The organism is Lentzea sp. CC55, from assembly GCF_021056325.1.
GTDB classification, from domain to species: Bacteria; Actinomycetota; Actinomycetes; order Mycobacteriales; family Pseudonocardiaceae; genus Lentzea; species Lentzea jiangxiensis.
Genome location: NZ_JAJCXE010000013.1, coordinates 64,984 through 87,102 on the forward strand (window position 1 = coordinate 64,984; position 22,119 = coordinate 87,102).

The following is a 22,119-nucleotide window of genomic DNA, read 5'->3' on the forward strand; positions in this document are numbered from 1 at the left end:
GTCGAAGTGGGTCAGAGTTCGTTGTCGAGCAGGGAGAACATGTCGTCCAGCGTGGCGGCCTCGATGTCCGTCCCGTCGTCCGCGCCGGAACGGGTCTTGTCCCGCCACAGCGCGACCAACCGGCGCAGCCTCGTCTCCACGTGCGCCCCGTCGGTGGTCGCCGGGTCGAGCGCGGTCAGCGCCGCCTCCAGGTGGGTGATCTCGCTGTCCACACCGGACATTGCGGCGGCGGCCGCGGGTACCACCTCGGCCTGGAGGAACTCCGCCATCGCGTCCGGGGTCGGGTAGTCGAAGATCAGCGTCGCCGGCAGCCGCAGACCCGTCGCCTCGCCGAGCTGGTTGCGCAGCTCGACCGCGGTCAGCGAGTCGAAGCCGAGGTCGGTGAACGCCCGCTCGGGCTCGATCGTGTCCGGCCCGGCGTGACCGAGCACGGCCGCCGCCTGGCGGCGGACCACGTCGAGCAACGCCTGCCGGGCGTCGGCCTGCGACAGCCCGGCCAGGCGCCGCCTCAGCTCCTCCGCCTGTCCCGCGTTCTCGGCCGAGGCCGCCCGGCGGGCGCGCTGCGGCCGCACCAGCGCCCGCAGCAGCGGTGGCAGGGAGGCGTTCTCGGCGATCGCCCCGAGCCTCGCCACGTCGAGCTTCACCGGCACCGTCGCCGGTGCGGCCATGGACGTGGCCAGGTCGAACAACGCCAGGCCCTCGGGCGCGGTGAGCGCACCGAAGCCCTCGCGCGCCATCCGGCCGGCGTCCGTCGCCGCACCCATGCCGTCGGCCCAGAGGCCGTAGGCGAGGGAGGAGGCGGGCAGGCCGAGCGAGCGCCGGTGTTCGGCGAGCGCGTCGAGGAAGGTGTTCGCCGCGGCGTAGTTCGCCTGACCCGGCGTGCCGAGGACACCCGCGGCCGAGGAGAACAGGACGAACATCGTGAGGTCCCGCCCCAGGGTCAGCTCGTGCAGGTTCCAGGCCGCGTCCACCTTGGGGCGCAGGACCTTCTCCAGCCGGTCCGGCGTCAGCGAGGTGAACAGGCCGTCGTCGAGCACGCCGGCCGCGTGGACGACGCCGGTGAGCACCGGGATGCTCTCCAGCAGGTCCTCCAGCTGGGACCGGTCGGCCGCGTCGCACGCGACGACGCGAACCCGGGCACCGAGCCCGGCCAGGTCGCCGGCCAGCTCCGCGGCACCCGGCGCGTCCGCGCCACGCCGGCCCACGAGAACGAGGTCCCGCACGCCGAGCTCGGTCACCAGGTGCCGGGCCACGACGGCGCCGAGGCCACCGGTACCGCCGGTGACGAGAACCGTCCCGCTCGCGTCGAGCACCCGCGGCACGGTCAGCACGACCTTGCCGGCGTGCTCGGCGTGACCGAGGAAGCGGGCCGCCTCGGGAGCCTCGCGGATGTCCCAGGAACGGATCGGCAGGGGGTTGAGCACTCCCGACTCGAACATCGTGACCAGCTCCTCCCACATCGCCGCGATCCGTTCGGTGCCGGCGTCCTCGACGTCGCACACCCGGTGAGTCACATCTGGATACTGCCCTGAGAAATCGCTCGCCGGGCGAAGATCGGCCTTCCCCATTTCCACCATCCGCCCACCGCGCGGCAACAGCCGCATCAACGCGTCGGTGGTGCCGCCGCCGAACACGACGTCGACGCCGCGGCCGCCGGTGGAGCCGAGGAACCGCTCCTCGAAACCGGGAGCCCGCGAGGAGTCGATGCGGCTGTCGGGCAGACCCGCCGCGCGCAGGACGTCCCACTGGCCTTCCTCCGCCGTGCCGTGGACCTCCGCACCGAGGTGGCGGGCGATCTGGGTGGCGGCCATGCCGACGTCCCCGGCCGCACCGTCGATGAGCACCGACTCCCCGGCGGACAGACCGGCCAGGTCGTGCAGCGCGTACCAGGCGGTCAGGAACGCCCGCGGCACGGAGGCCGCCTGCTCGAACGTCCACCAGTGCGGAACCCTGGTGACGAGCGAGCACCCGGTGCGCACGACCGGCCCGAAACCGTTGGGCACCAAGCCCATCACCGGATCGCCGACGCGGAGGTCGGTGACGCCCTCCCCCACCTCCACGACGATGCCCGCGGCCTCGCGGCCGAGCAGGCCTCCGTCGCCGACGCTGACGCCGGCGGCACGGACACCGATCCGGACCTCGTGCGCGTCCAGGGGCGCGGCGGCTTCCGGGAACGGCTGGAACGTGAACCGGTCCGGCGTCCCCCCGTCCGCCGGGTCCAGCAGCCAGGTGCGCTCACCCGGCGGCGGGACCAGTTCCGGCGCGCTGCTCGCCCGGACCAGGCGGCAGGCGTGCACGACGCCGTCGCGCACGGCCAGCTGCGTCTCGTCGCCGAGCCCGGCGAGCGCGAGGTCGACGTCCTGCTCGGAGGCGTCCACCAGCACCAGCCGGCCGGGGTTCTCCGCCTGGGCACTGCGGATCAGGCCCCAGACCGAGGCCGCGACCGGGTCGACCTCGTCGCAGCCGTTCACCCGCACCGCGTCGCGGGTGAGCAGGACGAGCCTGCCGTCCGCGTTGCGCTCGTCGGCCAGCCACGCCTGGACGGTGGCGAGCGTGCTCGTCAGCACGTCGTGCACGGCGCGCGGGAGCTCCTGGGAGAGCGGCCGGACCCTGAGCACCGCCACCGGGGGCGCGGTCTCCCCTGCCTCGTCGTGGAAGGCCCAGGCCACCAGGGCACCGCCACCCGCGACCGGAACCCAGTCCGCCCGGAACAGCCAGTCCGAAGTGGACGGACCGCTGCCGAGCTGGTCCGCGGAGACTTCGCGCAGCAGCAGGGATCCGACGGTGAGCACCGGTGCGCCCGCGGTGTCGGTGAGCTCCAGCCGGACCGAGTCGGGACCGGTGGGCGTCACCGTCACGCGCACCGCGGTCGCGTTGGTGGCGTGCAGCGAGACGTCGCGCCACAGGAACGGCAGGCGTGCGGTCGCCTCCCCGTCGAAGCCGAGCAGCCCGATGGGGTGCAGGGCCGCGTCGAGCAACGCCGGGTGGATGCCGAAGCGGGCCACGTCGCCGTGCGCCGCCTCCGGCAGCACCACGTCGGCGAAGATCTCCTCGTCGCGCAGCCAGGCGGAGGCGAGGCCCTGGAACACCGGGCCGTAGCCCAGGCCGGTGGCCTCCAGGTCGGAGTAGAGGCCTTCCACCTCGAGGACTTCCGCGTCCGCGGGCGGCCATGCGCCCGCCGCCTCCGGGAGGCGGTTCTCGTCGGGCACGAGCACACCCGCCGCGTGCTGCGTCCACGGTTCCTCGACGGAGGCGTCCGCCGGCCTCGAGTACACCGCGACCTCGCGCCCGCCGTCCTCGGCCGCGGCGCCGACCACGACCTGGACGGCCAGCCCGCCCTGGTCAGGCAGCACCACCGGGGCCGCGAGGGTCAGCTCGGCCACCCTCGGGCAGCCGAGCTCGTCACCCGCCCGGACGACCATCTCGACCAGGGCCGCGCCGGGGACCAGGACCGCGCCGAGCACGGTGTGGTCCACGAGCCACGGCTGGGCGGCGCGGGACAGCCTGCCGAAGCAGACCAGCCCGTCGCCGTCCGGCGTCGACGTGATGGCGCCGAGCAGCGGGTGCTCGGTCGTCGTCAGTCCGAGCCCGGCGGCGTCGCCGGTCGCCGGACCGCTCTCGAGCCAGTAGCGCTCGCGCTGGAAGGCGTAGGTCGGGAGGTCGACGCGGCGTGCACCGGTGCCCGCGAAGAACGCCTCCCAGTCCACGGTGACGCCCGTCGCCACCAACCGGCCGAAGGCGGCTTCCGCGGACTGCCGCTCGGGGCGGTCCTTGCGCAGCAACGGGACGAACACCGCCGCGTCGCTCGCGCAGTCGTGGCCCATCGCGGACAGCACGCCGTCCGGACCCAGCTCGACGAACCTGGTGACGCCCGCGGCTTCCAGTTCGCGGACGCCGTCGGCGAAGCGGACGGTGTCCCGCACGTGCCGCACCCAGTAGTCCGGGTCGGTCAGCCCGGTCGCCAGCCGGCCCGTCACGTTCGACACGACCGGCACCGCGGGCTCCCGGTAGTCCAGCGAGCGCGCGACCTCCGCGAACTCGGCGAGCATCGGGTCCATCAGCACCGAGTGGAAGGCGTGTGAGACCGCCAGTCGCCTGGTGCGGCGGCCCTGTGCGCGGAAGCTCTCGGCCACGGCCAGCGTGGGAGCCTCCACACCGGACAGCACGACGGCGGAGGGACCGTTGACGGCGGCCAGGCCGACCTCGGCGGTGAGGTGCTCGCGCACCTCGTCCTCGGTGGCCTCGACGGCCACCATCGCACCACCGGTGGGCAGCGCCTGCATCAGCCGTCCGCGCGCCTCGACCAGTTTCGCCGCGTCCGGAAGCGACCAGACGCCGGCGACGTGCGCCGCGCTCAGCTCGCCGATGGAGTGACCGGCCAGGTAGTCCGGCTTCACGCCCCACGACTCGACCAGCCGGTACAGCGCGACCTCCAGCGCGAACAACGCCGGTTGGGCGTTGCCCGTCCGGTTGAGCACCTCGGCGTCGTCGATCTCCCGGATGCCGGGCAGCAACGCCGCGATCTCGTCGTACGCCTCGGCGAAGACGGGGAACGCCTCGTACAGCTCACGACCCATGCCCAGGCGCTGGGAACCCTGCCCCGTGAACAGGACGGCGAGTTTGCCCGTGACGGCGCGGTCCACGGTCAGGTTCGCCGCGGGCTGCCCCTCCGCCAGGGCCGCGAGCCCCGCGCGCAGGTCGGCGGGACGTCCCGTCACGACGGCACGCCGCTCGTGCACGGTGCGGCTGGTGACCAAGGAGTACGCGACGTCCACCGGTTCCGCGAGCTCGGCGTTGAGCAGACGCTCCGCCTGCGCCCGCAGGGCTTTCTCCGTCCGTCCGGAAAGGACGTACGGCAGCATCGCGGGCGTCTTCACCTCCCGCGCGGGCGCCGGGACGTCCGGTCCCTGCTCGAGGATGACGTGGGCGTTGGTGCCGCTGATGCCGAAGGCCGACACGGCCGCACGGCGGGGGCGGTCGTGCCGCGCCCACGGCCGCGCCTCGGTCGCCAGCTCGACCGCGCCCCCGGCCCAGTCCACGTGCGGGGACGGCGAGTCGATGTGCAGGCTCGCCGGGATGGTCCCGTGCCGCATGGCCTCGACCATCTTGATGATCCCGGCGACACCGGCCGCGGCCTGGGTGTGCCCGATGTTGGACTTGATCGAGCCGAGCACTAGCGGCACGTCCCGGTCCTGGCCGTAGGTGGCCAGCACCGCCTGCGCCTCGATCGGGTCGCCCAGCGCGGTGCCGGTGCCGTGCGCCTCGACCGCGTCGACGTCCGAAGTGGACAGACCGGCGGCCGCGAGGGCCTGGCGGATCACGCGCACCTGGGACGGGCCGTTCGGCGCGGTCAGGCCGTTCGACGCGCCGTCCTGGTTCACCGCGGAACCCCGGACCACCGCGAGGACGCGGTGACCGTTGCGCCGGGCGTCGGACAACCGCTCCAGGAGCAGGAACCCGGCGCCCTCCGACCAGCCGGTGCCGTCCGCCGCCGCGGCGAACGGCTTGCACCGGCCGTCGGCGGCCAGGCCGCGCTGCCGGGAGAACTCGATGAACGGGTTCGGCGTGGCCATCACCGTCGCGCCACCGGCCAGCGCCAGGTCGCAGTCACCCGACCGCAGCGACTGCGCCGCGAGGTGCAGTGCCACGAGCGACGACGAGCACGCGGTGTCCACCGACACCGCGGGACCCTCCAGCCCGAAGGTGTAGGCGACGCGGCCGGACAGGACGCTGTTCGCGCTGCCGGTGCCGAGCAGGCCCTCGAACCCGTCGGGGGTGCTCGTCAGGCGGGAGGCGTAGTCGTTGTACATCACGCCGGCGAACACACCGGTGGAGCTGCCCTTGAGCGCCGCCGGGTCGATCCCGGCGCGTTCGAAGGCTTCCTGGGCCGTCTCCAGCAGCAGGCGCTGCTGCGGGTCGACGGTCATCGCCTCGCGGGGCGAGATGCCGAAGAACTCGGCGTCGAAGTCCGCCGCGTCGAGCAGGAACCCGCCCTCGCGGGTGTAGCTCTTGCCGGTGCGGTCGGGGTCCGGGTCGTACAGGTCCTCGAGGTCCCAGCCCCGGTCGGACGGGAACGGCGTGATCGCGTCGGTGCCCTCGGAGACCAGTCGCCACAGGTCCTCCGGCGAGCGGACGCCACCGGGGTAGCGGCAGCTCATCGCGATGATCGCGACGGGCTCGTCCGACACGGCGGAGCGCGCCGCCGGGACGGCCTCGGTGGCCGTCGCGCCGAGGAGCTCGGTGCGGACGTACTCGGCCAGCGCGAGGGGCGTCGGGTAGTCGAAGATCAGCGTCGCGGGCAGCCGCAGGCCGGTCGCCTCGCCGAGCCGGTTGCGCAGCTCGACCGCCGTGAGCGAGTCGAAGCCCAGCTCCGTGAACGCACGTCCCACCTCCACCGCGGCCGTCGCGCTGTGGCCGAGGACCTCGGCGACGCGCGTCCGGACCAGGTCCGTCACGTGCGTGCGCTGCTCGGCGTCGGAGAGCCTGGACAGCGTCTCCAGCAGTGCCGACACCGCCTGGGCGTTGACGGCGCTGCGCAGGCGCGGAACCCGCACCAGGCCGCGCAGCACGGCCGGGATCGGCGAGGTGCGGGCGTGGACCTGCAACGTCGCGAGGTCCAGCTTCACCGGCACCGGCACCGCCGTCTCCGCGGCGAGCGCGACGTCGAACAGCGCCAGACCCTCCTCCGTGGACAGTGCGCCGAAGCCGTCCCGGCTCAGCCTGTCCACATCGGACCCGTTGCCCATGCCGTCGGCCCACAGGCCGTAGGCCAGGGACCGGGCGGGCAGGCCTTCGGCGACCCGCAGCTCGGCCAGGGCGTCGAGGACCGCGTTCGCCGCGGCGTAGTTCGCCTGCCCCGGGCCACCGAGGAGGCCGGAGACCGAGGACAGCAGGACGAACTGGCTCAGCGGCCGGTCGCGGGTCAACTCGTGCAGCGCCACGGCCGCTTCGGCCTTCGGGCGCAGCACGGTGTCCACCCGCTCCGGCGTCAGTGCCGTGACCACGCCGTCGTCGAGCACACCGGCGGCGTGCACGACCCCGGTCAGGTCGGGGATGGAGTCCAGCAACGCCTTCAGGGCGTCCCTGTCGGCGACGTCGCACGCCTCGACCACCGCGCCCAGCTCGGCGGCGAGTTCCGCCGCACCGGGCGCTTCCAGACCTCGGCGGCTGGTCAGGACCAGCTTCGTGACGCCGTGCACCCGCGAGAGGTGCCGGGCGACCGCGGCGCCGATCCCACCCGTGCCACCGGTGACGAGGACGGTGCCCTCGCCCCACACGGCCGGCTCGGCCGCGCGCGCCCGGACGAGCCGGGGCGCCAGCGCCTCGCCGTCCTGGACGCGGACCTGCGGCTCGCCCGTCGCGAGCGCCGTGCTCACGTCGTCGCCCTCCACGAGGACGAACCGGCCGGGGTTCTCCGACTCCGCGCTGCGGACCAGGCCGCGCACGGCCGCGCCGGACAGCGACCCGTCGGTCACGACGACCAGCCGCGCATCGGCGAACCGCTCCTCGGCGAGGAACTCCTGGATCGCCGCCAGCGTGCTGTGCAGGACCTCCCGGGGGTCGCCCGCCGCGACGTCCAGGACCAGCGCCGGGGGAACGTCGTCGCCGGCCTCCCTCAGCGGCAGGTGCTCGACCGGGGTCCCCTGTGCGGGCACGGGAACCCAGGACAGCTCGTACAACGGCTCGTCGGTCGCGCGCAGCTGCTCGGCGGAGGCGGCGCGGACGACCAGCGAGCCGATCGTCGCGACGGGGGCGCCGGTGCTGTCGGCCACGAGGACGGACACCCTGTCGGTGCCGGTCGAGGTCACCCGGACGCGCAGCGTGGTGGCGCCGGTCGCGTGCAGGGTCACCGAACCGAACGAGAACGGGAGACGGGTCTCCTCCCCCATCAGCCCGATGGTGTGCAGCGCCGCGTCGAGCAGCGCCGGGTGCAGGCCGAACCTGCCGGCCTGGTCGTGCTCCGCCTCGGGCAGCGCGACCTCGGCCCACACGTCGTCGCCGGAGCGCCAGGCGGCCCGCAGGCCCTGGAACACCGGTCCGTAGACCAGTCCGGCGGCGGCGAGGTCGTCGTACACGCCGTCGAGCTCCACGGCCTCGCCCGCGGGCGGCCAGGCCGCCAGGTCGATCGCCGGGGCGGACGCGACGGGCGACAACGTGCCCGCCGCGTGCTCGGTCCACGATCCGTGCGCACCTCGGGAGTGCACGGATACCGGTCGTCGGCCGGCGCCGTCGGCCGCGCCGACGAGCACCTGCACGTCCAGCGATCCGGACGCGGGCAGCAGCAGCGGTGCCTGGACCGTCAGCTCGTCGACCGTGCCGCACCCGGCTTCGTCGCCGGCGCGCACGACCAGTTCCAGCAGCCCGGTTCCCGGCATGAGCACGGAACCGAGCGCGGCGTGGTCCGCGAGCCACGGGTGCGTGGCCAGCGACAGCCGGCCCGTGAGGACCCAGCCGTCACCGTCGGCGAACGGCACGGCCGCACCGAGCAGCGGGTGCTCGGCGGGCACGAGACCGACGGCGGAGACGTCCGCGCCCGCGCCGGTGGAGGCGAGCCAGAACCGCTGGTGCCGGAAGGCCGACGTCGGGAGGTCCACGACCCGCGCGCCGCTGCCCGCGAACACCGCGGACCAGTCGACCTGCTCACCGCGGGTGTACGCGGCGGCCAGCCCGGCCAGCGCGGACGTGGCCTCGTCGCGGTCCCTGCGCAGGAACGAGGTGAAGAGGCCGTCGGCACTGTCAGCGCCCATCGCCGACAGCACGCCGTCCGGACCGACTTCGAGGAACCGCGTGACGCCCTTGTCCCTCAGGCAGGACACGGCGTCGGCGAACCGGACGGTCGCCCGCACGTGCTCGACCCAGTGGCCGGGATCGGTCAGCCGGTCGGTGACGAGCTCCCCGGTGACCGTGGAGACGACCGGGATCGACGGTGCCGCGTAGGTCAGCGACTCCGCCACCGCGCGGAACTCGTCGAGCATCGGCTCCATCAGCACGGAGTGGAACGCGTGCGAGACGGTCAGCCGCTTGGTGCGGCGGCCGAGCTTCTCGAACTTCTTGGCGACCTTGAGGGTCTGCGACGCCGCGCCGGACAGCACGACGGCGTTCGGGCCGTTGACCGCGGCCAGCGACACCTTGGGCGACAGGTGTTCCCGGACCTCGTCCTCGGTCGCCTGAACGGCGACCATCGCGCCACCGTCGGGCAGCGCCTGCATCAGGCGACCGCGTGCGGACACCAGCTTCGCCGCGTCCGGGAGCGACAGGACCCCGGCGACATGTGCCGCCGCGATCTCGCCGATCGAGTGCCCGGCGAGGAAGTCCGGCGTGACACCCCAGGACCGGACCAGGCGGAACAGCGCCACTTCCAGCGCGAAGATCGCGGGCTGGGCGTTGGCGGTCTGGGCGAGCACGTCCGCATCGGTGATGTCCCTGATGCCGGGCAGGTGGGCGCAGACCTCGTCGTACGCCTCCGCGAACACCGGGAACGCCTCGTACAGCCCGGAACCCATGCCCAGCCGCTGGGAACCCTGACCGGTGAACAGCACCGCCGTCCGTCCGGAAAGGACCCTGCCGGTCGTGACCGACGTCGCGGTCTCCCCCGCCGACAGCGCCGTCAGACCGGCGCGCAGCTCCTGCGGGGTCGAGCCGACCACCACAGCGCGGTGGTCGTGCGAGGTGCGCGTGGTGGCCAGCGACAGGCCGAGATCGGCGTGCTGACCGTCGACGGCCAGCAGCCGGGCCGCCTGCTCGCGCAGTGCCTCCTCGCTGCGCGCGGAGAGCACCCACGGCACGGCCGGGAGCTCCGGGTCCTCGCGCGGCGGCACGGGCTCGTCCGGAGCCTGTTCCAGGATCACGTGCGCGTTGGTGCCGCTGATGCCGAAGGACGACACGGCGGCGCGGCGCGGGCGGTCGACCTCGGGCCAGGCGCGCTGCTCGGTGAGCAGGCTGACGTCACCGGACGCCCAGTCGACGTGCGGGGTCGGCTCGTCCAGGTGCAGCGTCGCCGGCAGCACGCCGTGGCGCAGCGCCTGCACCATCTTGATGACACCGGCGACACCGGCCGAAGCCTGGGTGTGGCCGATGTTCGACTTGATCGAACCGAGGTAGAGCGGCTCCTCCTCACGCTCCTGGCCGTAGGTGGCGAGCAGCGCCTGGGCCTCGATCGGGTCGCCCAGCGGGGTGCCGGTGCCGTGCGCCTCGACGACGTCCACCGTGGACGACGGGATGCCCGCGCTGGCGAGCGCCTGGCGGATCACCCGCTGCTGCGACGGGCCGTTCGGCGCGGTCAGGCCGTTCGACGCGCCGTCCTGGTTCACCGCGGAACCCCGGACCACCGCGAGGACGCGGTGACCGTTGCGCCGGGCGTCGGACAACCGCTCCAGCACCAGCACACCGACGCCCTCGGACCAGCCGGTGCCGTCGGCGTCGGCCGAGAAGGACTTGCACCGGCCGTCGGCGGCGAGACCGCGCTGGCGGGAGAAGCCGATGAACGTGTCGGGAGTGGCCATGACGGTGACACCGCCCGCGAGCGCCATCGAGCACTCACCGGAGCGCAGCGCCTGCATCGCCCAGTGCATGGCGACCAGCGAGGACGAGCACGCCGTGTCGACCGTGACCGCGGGGCCCTCCAGGCCGAGGGTGTAGGCCACGCGCCCGGACAGCACGCTGCCGGACGTGCCGGTGCCGATGAAGCCCTCGACACCGTCGGGCAGCACGCCGAGGCGCGCGCCGTAGTCGTGGTACATCAACCCGGCGAACACACCGGTCTGCGAGCCCTTGAGCCCGCTCGGGTCCACCCGTGCGTGCTCCAGCGCCTCCCACGAGACCTCCAGCAGCAACCGCTGCTGCGGGTCCATGGCCAGCGCCTCGCGCGGCGAGATGCCGAAGAACTCCGGGTCGAAGTCGCCGGCGTCGTGCAGGAACCCGCCCTCCCGCGTGTAGGTCTTGCCCTGCGCGTCGGGGTCGGGGTGGTAGATGCCGTCGACGTCCCACCCGCGGTCCTCGGGGAAGCGGGTGACCCCGTCGCGGCCGTGGAGGACGAGGTCCCACAGGTCCTCCGGCGACCCGACGCCACCGGGGTAGCGGCAGGCCATGCCGACGATGGCGATCGGGTCGTCGGCGAGCGCCACGGGGGCGAACGCCGGCGTCGCCGGATCGGCCAGCTCGTCGACGAACTCGGCCTGGACGAACTCGGCCAGCGCGAGCGGCGTGGGGTAGTCGAAGATCAGCGTGGCGGGCAGCCGCAGACCGGTGGCCGCGTCGAGGCGGTTGCGCAGCTCGACCGCAGTGAGCGAGTCGAAGCCCAGGTCGCCGAACGCGCGGTCGGTCTCGACCGCGTCCGGGCTGGTGTGGCCCAGCACGAGCGCGACCTCGGTGCGGATCAGTTCGAGCAGCTGCCGCAGCCGTTCCGCCGGCGGAAGCGCGCCCAGCCGCTGGCGCAGCCCGGCACCTTCCTCCGTGCGCGCGGTGCGGCGTGCACGCACCTTGACGAGGCTCCGCAGGACGTGCGGGACCACGCCGGTGGCCTTCGCGCCGTCCCTGACCGCGGCGACGTCCAGCCGCATCGCGACCGGGTTGGCGTCGTCGCCGAGGGCGACCAGGTCGAACAGCGCCAGGCCGTCCTCCGCGGACAGCGCCGCGAATCCGGCCGCGCCGGTGGTCTGGCCGTGGCCCATGCCCTCGTCCCACAGGCCGTAGGAGATCGAGGTCGCCGGCAGCCCCTGCGCGCGGCGGTGAGCGGCCAGCCCGTCGAGGAAGCCGTTCGCCGCGGCGTAGTTGGCCTGGCCCGGCGCGCCGAGCGTGCCCGCGATCGAGGAGAACATGACGAACAGGTCGAGGCCGTCGGTCAGCTCGTGCAGGTGCCAGGCGGCCTCGGCCTTCGGGCGCAGCACGGCTTCCACGCGCTCACGGGTCATCGCGTCGAGCACGCCGTCGTCGAGCACACCGGCCGCGTGCACGATCCCGCGCAACGGCTGGTCGGCGGGAACGAGGGCGAGCGCGGCCTGCAACTGGCCGCGGTCGGCGACGTCGCACGCGGCGACCGTCACCTCGGCACCGAGCGCGGTCAGCTCCCGCACCAGCGCGGCCGCGCCGGGGCTGTCGCCGCCGGAACGGCTGACCAGCAGCAGGTGCCGGACGCCGTGGTTCTCGACGAGGCGGCGGGCGACCAGCGCGCCCAGGCCGCCGGTGCCACCGGTGACCAGGACGGTCCCGTCGAGCGACCAGTCGTCGCGGCCGGTCGCCTTGGCGCGCACCAGGCGGGGGGCCTTGAGCGCGCCGTCGGCGAGCAGGACCTCCGGTTCACCCGTGCTGACGGCGGCGGCGACGTCACCGTCGCCGTGCACCAGCACGAACCGGTCGGGGTGCTCGGCCTGCGCGCTGCGCACGAGTCCGCTCACCGCGGCGTGCGCGGGAACACCGGGGGTCGTGCGCACGACCAGCTTGGCCTCGCGGTCCTCGGCCAGCCACGACTTCAGCAGGTCCAGGACCTCGGCGGTCAGGTCGCCTGCCGTGCCCTCGGGAACGGTGTGGACGACCGCGTCCGCCGCGACCTCCCGGGCGGCGGCCGTGACCGGCACCCACTCCACGGTGAACAGGGCCTCGCGCTCCGCCGCGTCGGCGGGGCGCAGCTGCTCCTCGCTGATCTCCCTCAGCGCGAGCCGGTCGACCGACAGCACAGGAGCGCCGGTGAGGTCGGCCACGTGCAGCGACAGAGCCGAACCCGCCGGGGCGAGCCGGACCCGCAGGGCGGTCGCACCGGCCGCGTGCAGGGTCAGACCGGCCCACGAGAACGGCAGCCTCGCCTGACCGCCGGAGAGCCCGACGGCGTGCAGCGCGGCGTCCAGCAGGGCCGGGTGCAGGCCGAACCGGCTGACGTCGGTGCCGTCGGGCAGCTCGACCTCGGCGAACGTCTCCTCGCCCCGGCGCCAGGCGGCACGCAGGCCGCGGAACACCCCGCCGTAGTCCAGTCCGGCCTCGGCGAGGTTCGGGTAGAAGCCCTCGAGGTCGACCGGTGCGGCGTTCTCGGGCGGCCACACGGTCTGCGGCTCTCCCGGCTCGTCGTCACCGCGGACCAGCGTCCCGGTGGCGTGCAGGGTCCAGTCGTCGTCGGCGCCCTCGGGTCGCGAGTGGACGGTCACCGTGCGGCGACCGTCCTCTTCGGACGCCGAGAGGGACACCCGGAGCTGCAGGGCCGCGCCGCCCAGCACCAGTGGCGTCTGGAGGACGAGCTCCTCCACCGTGTCGCAGCCGACCTCGTCGCCCGCGCGGACGGCCAGTTCGGCGAACGCGGTGCCGGGCAGCAGGACCGTGCCCATCACCCGGTGCCCGGCCAGCCACGGCTGCGCGTCCAGCGACAGCCGGCCCGTCAGCACGAGTCCCCCGCTGTCCGGGAGCGTGACGGTGGCGCCGAGCAGCGGGTGGTCCAGAGCGCCGAGACCCAGGCTCGGGGCGTCACCCGCGCCGGGCGTGGAGTGCAGCCAGAACCGCTGCTGCCGGAACGGGTAGGTCGGCAGGTCGACGACCTTCGCGCCGCTGCCGGCGAAGTACTCCTCCCAGCCGACCTCGACGCCGTTGCTGTGCAACGTGCCCAGTGCCGACACCAGCGAGGTCGCCTCGTCGCGGTCCTTGCGCAGGGACGGGACGAAGACGGCCTCCGCGGTGTCCTGCCCGAGCCCGGACAGGACGGCGTCGGGACCGATCTCCAGGAAACGGGAGACGTCGAGGCCCGCCAGCGCCGTCAGGCCGTCGGCGAACCGCACCGGTTTGCGGACGTGCTCGACCCAGTACTCCGGCGACGTCACCACACCGGGCTCGACCAGCGCGCCCGTCACGGTGGACACGATCGGGACGGCCGGTTCGCGGTACTCGATCGTCTCGGCCACCGCGCGGAACTCGGCGAGCATCGGCTCCATCAGCACGGAGTGGAACGCGTGCGAGACGGTCAGCTGCTTGGTGCGGCGGCCGAGCTCCTGGAACTTCGCGGCGACCGCGAGCGTCGGCGCCTCCACACCCGACAGCACCACGGCGTTCGGGCCGTTGACCGCGGCCAGGGACACCTCGTCGGACAGGTGTTCCCGGACCTCGTCCTCGGTCGCCTGGACGGCGACCATCGCGCCACCGGCGGGCAGCGCCTGCATCAGACGGCCTCGTGCGGACACCAGCTTGGCGGCGTCCTCCAGTGACATGACGCCGGCGACGTGCGCCGCCGCGATCTCACCGATCGAGTGCCCCGCCAGGAAGTCCGGCGTGACACCCCACGACCGGACCAGGCGGAACAGCGCCACTTCCAGCGCGAAGATCGCGGGCTGCGCGTGGGCGGTCTGGCCGAGCACGTCCGCGTCGGAGATGTCCCTGATACCCGGAAGATGGGCGCAGACCTCGTCATAGGCCTCGGCGAAGGCCGGGAACGCCTCGTACAGACCCGAACCCATGCCCAGTCGCTGGGAACCCTGGCCGGTGAACAGGAACGCGAGCCTGCCGGGAGCGGCCAGACCGGTGACGACGCCGGGGGCCTGGCCGGTGGCGGCGAAAGCCGAGAGCCCGGCGAGCACGCTCTCGTGGTCGGCGCCCACGACGACGGCACGTCGTTCGTGCGACTGGCGGGACGTGACCAGCGAGTAGGCGACGTCCAGCAGGGACGCCGGGTCCGCGGCGGCGGCGAGCCGACCGGCCTGCTCCCGCAAGGCGTCCTCGGAGCGGGCGGACAACACCAGCGGCACGACCGCGGGCGGAGTGGTCTCCGCCTCCTCGGCGGCCGGTGCCGGGACGTGCTCGAGCACGACGTGCGCGTTGGTGCCGCTGAAGCCGAACGACGACACGCCCGCCCGGCGCGGCGCACCGCTCTGTGGCCACTCGACCTGCTCGGTGAGCAGCCGGATCGCGCCCCTGTCCCAGTCGACCTGGCTGGACGGCTCGTCGATGTGCAGCGTGCGCGGCAGCACGCCCCTGCGCATCGCCTCGACCATCTTGATGACACCGGCGATGCCCGCCGCCGCCTGCGTGTGGCCGATGTTCGACTTCACCGACCCGAGCCACAGCGGTTCCCGCCGGTCCTGGCCGTAGGTGTTGAGCAGCGCCTGCGCCTCGATCGGGTCGCCGAGCCGGGTGCCGGTGCCGTGCGCCTCCACCGCGTGGACGTCCGAAGTGGACAGACCGGCGTTCGCCAGCGCCTGCCGGATCACCCGCTGCTGCGACGGACCGTTCGGCGCGGTCAGACCGCTGGACGCGCCGTCCTGGTTCACCGCGGAGCCCTTGAGCAGGGCCAGCACCGGGTGGCCGTTGCGCCGCGCGTCCGACAGCCGCTCCAGCAGCACCATGCCGACGCCCTCGCCCCAGCTGACGCCGTCGGCGCCGTCGGCGAAGGCCTTGCAGCGGCCGTCGAGCGCCATGGCCTGCTGCTTGCTGAAGTCGATGAACGGGCCGGGCGTGGACATGATGGTCACACCACCGGCGAGGGCCAGCTCGCACTCGCCCGAGCGCAGCGAGTGGGCCGCCATGTGCAGCGCCACCAACGACGACGAGCAGGCGGTGTCGACGGACACGGCCGGCCCCTCGAAACCGAAGGTGTAGGCGATCCGTCCCGACATCATCGAGCCCGAGGTCCCGGTGCCGAGGAACCCCTCGACGTCGTCGGGGATCGTCTTCAGCTGCGAGGCGTAGTCGTGGTAGATGGCGCCCGCGAACACACCGGTCGCGCTGCCGCGCAGGTCCGCGGGCTTCAGCCCGGCCCGCTCGAAGGCCTCCCAGGAGACCTCCAGCAGCACCCGCTGCTGCGGGTCCATCGCCAGCGCCTCGCGCGGCGAGATGCGGAAGAACTCCGGGTCGAAGTCGCCGGCGTTCTCCAGGAACCCGCCGACCCTCGTGTTGGAGACGCCCTGCTTGCCCGGCGTGGTGTCGAACAGCGCCGCCAGGTCCCAGCCGCGGTCGTCCGGGAACGGGGAGATGCCCTCGCGGCCCTCGGCCACCAGCGACCAGAGGTCCTCCGGCGAGCGCACCCCGCCGGGGAAGCGGCAGCTCATGGCGACGATCGCGATGGGGTCGTCGGAGGCGGCGACCTGCGCCCGCACCTGCGGAGCGCCCGCCACCCCCAGCTCGCCCAGCAGCTCGGCGCGCAGGAAGCTCGCCAGCGCGACGGGCGTCGGGTGGTCGAAGGTCACGGTCGACGGCAGGCGCAGGCCGGTCGCCGAGCTCAGGCGGTTGCGCAGCTCGACCGAGGTCAGGGAGTCGAAGCCGAGGTCCAGGAACCCGCGGCCGGGCTCGATGCCTCCCGGCGTCACGTGGCCGAGCACCAGCCCGACCTCGGTGCGGACCAGGTCCAGCAGCTCGTGGTCCTGCTCGGCCTCGGTGAGCGAGGCGAGGCGGCGCGCGAGCGAGGAACCCCGCCCGGCGCCGGACTGCGCGACGCGCCTGCGCGGCGTGCTCACGAGGCCGCCGAGCACGGCCGGCAGCGAGGTGCTCCGCGCGGAGGCGCGGAGCGCGGGCAGGTCCAGCTTGATCGGGACGGCCACGGGCGCGTCGGCCGCGATCGCGGCGTCGAACAGCGCCAGGCCCTCCGGCACGGTGAGCGCGGGGGTGCCGCCGTTGCGCAACCGGGCGAGGTCGGCCTCTCCGAGCGCCTCCCCCATGCCGGCGGCCCACAGGCCCCACGCCATCGACTGGCCGGGCAGGCCGAGGGCGCGCCGGTGCTCGGCGAGCGCGTCGAGGTAGGCGTTCGCGGCCGCGTAGCTGCCCTGCCCCGGAGCGCCGAGCACGCCGGCGGCCGAGGAGAAGGTGACGAAGAAGGCCAGGTCCTGACCGGCGGTCAGCTCGTGCAGGTACCGGGCGGCGTCGGCCTTCGGCCCCAGCACGCCCGCCACCCGCCGCGGGGTCAGCGAGTCGACCGTGCCGTCGTCGAGCACGCCCGCCGCGTGCACCACGCCGGTCAGCTCGACGCCGTCGAGCAGTGCCGCGAGCGCGTCGCGGTCCGCGACATCGCAGGCCACGGCCGACACCTCGGCGCCCAGCGCGGTGAGCTCCTCGGCCAGCGCCGCCGCACCGGGGGCGTCGAGCCCGCGGCGGCTGGTCAGCAGCAGCTTGCGCACGCCGTGGGTGGCGACGAGGTGCTTGGCCACGACAGCGCCCAGACCGCCGGTGCCCCCGGTCACCAGCACCGTCCCGCCCGGCTCCGCGGCCCGCGGCATCGACAGGGCGACCTTGCCGATGTGCTTGGCCTGGCTCAGGTAGCGGAACGCCGCCCGTGCCTGGCGCACGTCCCACACCTTCACCGGGAGGGGTTCGAGCGCCCCCCGGTCGAACAGCTCGACGAGGGCGGTCCACATCTGCGCCGTGCGCTCGGGCCCCGCCTCGCTCAGGTCGAACGCCTGGTAGCGCACGTCCGGGTGGTGCACGGCCACGTCGTCGCGGACGTCGGCCTTGCCCATCTCGAGGAAGCGGCCGCCCGGCGCCATCGTCCGCAGCGAGGCGTCCACGAAGTCGCCCGCCAGCGCGTTGAGCACGACGTCGACCCGGCCGAACCGCTGTTCGAAGTCGAGCGTGCGGGACGAGGCGATGCGCTCGTCGGCGATGCCCGCCTCCCGCAGCACGTGCTGCTTGCTCTCGCTCGCCGTGCCGTACACGACGGCGCCGAGGTGGTGCGCCAGCTGCGTCGCGGCCATGCCCACACCACCGGCGGCGGAGTGGATCAGGATCGACTCCCCCGCCTTCAGCTCGCCGAGGTCGCACAGCGCGTAGTAGGCGGTGAGGAACACCAGCGGCACGGTCGCGGCCTGTTCGAACGTCCACGCCGCGGGCTTGCGGGTGATCATCTGACGCTCGACCACCGCCGCCGGGCCACCGCCACCGGCGACCAGGCCCATCACCTCGTCGCCGGGCGCGAGGTCGGTCACGGACGCGCCGACCTCGGTGACGACGCCGGCGAACTCGCTGACGAGCAGTCCGGCCTCGCCGCGGTACATGCCCAGGACGTTCAGCACGTCCCGGAAGTTCAGGCCCGCCGCGCGCACGGCGACGCGGACCTCGGTCGGTTCGAGCGGCTGGGCCGCCACCGGCTCCAGCACCAGGTGGTCGACCGTGCCCTTGCCGGACATGCCGAGCCGCCAGCCGCCCGCGGGCGGGACCAGGCGACCGGTGGTCTCCGCGGCGACCAGGCGCGGTACCAGCAGTTCGCCGTCGCGCACGGCCAGTTGCGGCTCGTCGGACGCGAGGACGGCGTCGGTGATCTCGGCGGCGTCCACCAGCGCGAAGCGGTCGGGGTGCTCGGACTGCGCGGAGCGCACCAGGCCCCAGACCGCGGCCACCGCCGGGTCGACGGCCGGGTCGTCCGGGCCCGCCGAGACGGCGCCGACGGTCTGCACGAGGAGCTTCGCGTTCTCGAACCGCTCGTCGGCCAGCCACTGCTGCAGCACTCCGAGGGTGGCGGAGACCGCGTCGTGCACGTCCTCGCCGCCGGCGCGGTGCACGACGACCGGGGGGACCTCGTCGCCCAGGTCGTCCCACCACGTCCAGCCGGGTGCGTCACCGGAAGCGGGGGTGACCGGGTTCCAAGCGAGCTCGTAGAGGCCGTTCTGCTCGGCGGACGTGCGGATCTGCTCGGCCGACACCGGCCGCACGGCCAGCGAACCGACCGTGGCGATCGGCGCGCCCTCACCGTCGGCGACCCTCAGGGTGACCGCGTCGGTGCCCGCCGGGGACAGCTTCACCCGCAGGTCGGCGGCGCCGGCGGCGTGCAGGGTGACGTCCGCCCAGGCGAACGGCAGCCGGGCCTGGCCGCCCTCGTCGGCGGCCAGGGCGTGCAGGGCGGCGTCGAGCAGCGCCGGGTGCAGGCCGAACCGGCCCGCCTGGTCGCGCGCCCGCTCGGGCAGCGCGACCTCGGCGAACGTGTCCTCGCCGCGCCTCCACACCGCGCGCAGGCCCTGGAACGTCTCGCCGTAGTCCAGTCCCAGTGCGGCGAGCTCCCCGTAGTGCCCGTCGAGTCCGACCGCCTCCGCACCGGCCGGCGGCCACTCGGCGAGGTCCCAGTCGGTGCTCGGGCTCGCGGCGATCAGCGAACCGGAGGCGTGCAGCGTCCACGCGCCGTCGACCGCGGCGCCGCTGGGGCGCGAGTGCAGGGTCAGCGGACGACGGCCCGCCTCGTCCGCGGCGCCGACCCACAGCTGCACGTGCACACCCGCGTTCTCGGGCAGCACCAGCGGGGCCTGGAGGGTGAGCTCCTCGATGGCGGTGAGGCCGGTCTCGTCGGCCGCGCGCACGGCCAGTTCGACCAGCGCCGTGCCGGGCACGACCACCGCGCCCATGACGACGTGGTCGGCGAGCCACGGGTGGGTCCTGGTGGACAGGATGCCGGTGAACAGGAACCCGTCGGCGTCGGCGACCGAGACGGCGGCACCGAGCAGCGGGTGGTCGAGCGAGCTGAGGCCGAGCCCGGACGCGTCGCCCGCGGGCGCGGTGACGGGCAGCCAGTAGCGGTCGCGCTGGAACGGGTAGGTGGGCAGGTCGACCACGCGGGCACCGGAGAAGTACGCGGCCCAGTCGACCCGGCCGCCGTGGACGTGCAGCTGCGCGAGACCGGACAGGATCGTCGCGACCTCGTCGCGGTCGCGGCGCAGCGCGGGGACGAACCGGCCGTCCGCGCAGTCCTGGCCGGCGGCGGACAGCACGCCGTCCGGGCCGAGCTCCAGGTACCGCGTGACACCGGCCGCCGCCAGGGTCGCGACGCCGTCGGCGAACCGGACGGCCTCGCGGACGTGCCGGACCCAGTAGCCGGGGTCGCGGATCTCCTCGGTGCGGGCGAGCCGACCGGTGACGTTGGAGACCAGGGCGATCTTCGGCGTCTGGTAGGTCACCCCGCGCGCGACCTCGGCGAACTCGTCGAGCATGGCGTCCATCAGCGACGAGTGGAACGCGTGCGAGACCGCGAGGGCCTTGGTCCTGCGGCCGGAGGCGGCGAAGCCCGCGGTCACCTCGGCGACGGCGTCCGCGTCGCCGGAGATCACGACCGATCGGGGACCGTTGATCGCGGCGATGTCGACGCCGTCGCGCAGCGCGGCCCTGACCTCGTCCTCGTCGGCCTGGATCGCGGTCATGGCCCCGCCGGTGGGCAGCGCCTGCATGAGCCTGCCGCGCGCCTCGACCAGCTTGGCCGCGTCCGGAAGCGACCAGACGCCGGCGACGTGCGCCGCGGCCAGCTCGCCGACCGAGTGGCCGATCAGGAAGTCCGGCTTCACGCCCCACGACTCGACCAGCCGGTACAGCGCGACCTCGAGGGCGAACAGCGCGGGCTGCGCGTTGCCCGTCTGGTTGAGCACCTCGGCGTCGTCGATCTCCCGGATGCCGGGCAGCAACGCCGCGATCTCGTCGTACGCCTCGGCGAAAACGGGGAACGCCGCGTACAGCTCACGCCCCATGCCCAGGCGCTGGGAACCCTGCCCCGTGAACATGACGGCGAGCTGGCCGCCCACGGCCTCGCCGGTGGTGACGCCGGGGGCGCCGGCCCCCCGGGCGACGGCGCGCAGGCCCGCGCGCAGCGAGTCGAGGTCGGTGCCGGTGACGACCGCGCGGCGCTGACCGGTCGCCCGCGTCGCGGCCAGCGAGTAGCCGATGTCGACCGGGTCCTCGTCGACCCGCAGCAGTGCCTCGGCCTGGGCGCGCAGAGCGGCGTCGGTCCGGCCGGACAGCACCCAGGGGATCAGCGCGGGCGCGGGCCCGCGGTCGGGCAGCTCCGCCGGCTCCGGTGCCTGCTCGAGGATGACGTGGGCGTTGGTGCCGCTGATGCCGAACGACGACACACCCGCGCGGCGGACGCGGTCGGCCGGCCACGTGCGGTTCTCGGTGAGCAGCGAGATCGAGCCGGACGACCAGTCGACCTGCGGGGTGGGGGCGTCGATGTGCAGGCTCGCGGGCAGCACGCCGTGGCGCAGCGCGAGGATCATCTTGATGACGCTCGCGACGCCGGCGGCGGCCTGCGTGTGGCCGATGTTCGACTTGACCGAGCCGAGGTGCAGGGGGCGGTCCGCCTCCCGGTTGCGGCCGTAGGTGGCCTGCAGCGCCTGGACCTCGATGGGGTCGCCGAGGGTGGTGCCGGTGCCGTGCGCCTCGACGGCGTCGACGTCCTTCGCGGTCAGGCGGGCGTCGGTGAGGGCGGCGCGGATGACGCGTTGCTGCGACGGGCCGTTGGGCGCGGTGAGGCCGTTGGACGCGCCGTCGGAGTTGACCGCCGTGCCGCGGATGACGGCGAGGACCCGGTGGCCGTTGCGCTGGGCGTCGGACAGCCGCTCGAGCACGACCACGCCCGCGCCCTCGCCCCAGCCGGTGCCGTCGGAAGCGGCGGCGAAGGCCTTGACCAGACCGTCGCGGGACAGCCCGCGCTGGCGGGAGAACTCGACGAAGGCGCCGGGGTCCGACATCACCGTCGCGCCACCGGACAGCGCCAGGTCGGATTCGCCCGCGCGCAGCGAGCGGACCGCGAGGTGCAGGGTCACCAGCGACGCCGAGCACGCCGTGTCGACCGTGACCGACGGACCCTCGATCCCCAGCACGTAGGAGATCCGGCCGGACAGGACGCTGCCCGCGGTGCCGGTGCCCAGGTAGCCCTCGACGCCTTCGACGCCCCTGGGGATGTCGCGCGCGTAGTCCACGCCGTTCGTGCCCATGAACACGCCGGCGCGGCTGCCCTTGAGCGAGGTGGGGTCGATCCCCGCCCGCTCCAGCGCCTCCCACGAGGTCTCCAGCAGCAGGCGCTGCTGCGGGTCCATCGACACGGCCTCGCGCGGGGAGACGCCGAAGAACTCCGGGTCGAACTCGTCGGCGTCGTGCACGAAGCCGCCGAGCCGCACGTAGCTCGTGCCCAGGTGGTCGGGGTCGGGGTCGAACAGCGCGTCGACGTCCCAGCCCCGGTTCACCGGGAACTCGGTGACCCCGTGCCGGCCGGTGACCAGCAGGTCCCAGAACTGCTCGGGTGTGCGCACGCCGCCGGGGAACCGGCAGCCCATTCCCACGACGGCGATCGGCTCGGCTTCGCGGTCCTCGACCTCGGCCAGCCGGTTTCGGGTGCGCTGCAGCTCACCGGTGACCCGGGTCAGGTAGTCGCGCAGCTTGGCGTTCTCATCCACGGTTGCCCCACTCATTGGT

The 22,119-nt window shown here is 74.3% G+C and carries 1 protein-coding gene; it reads right to left on the bottom strand.

Annotated features, from left to right (window positions below):
• Positions 1–11: 11 nt before the first annotated feature.
• A complete protein-coding gene (locus L6E10_RS08475; RefSeq protein ID WP_236218476.1) occupies positions 12–22,100 on the bottom strand; it encodes a type I polyketide synthase in 22,089 nt (7,362 codons plus the stop codon).
• Between the last annotated feature and the right edge of the window lie 19 nt (positions 22,101–22,119).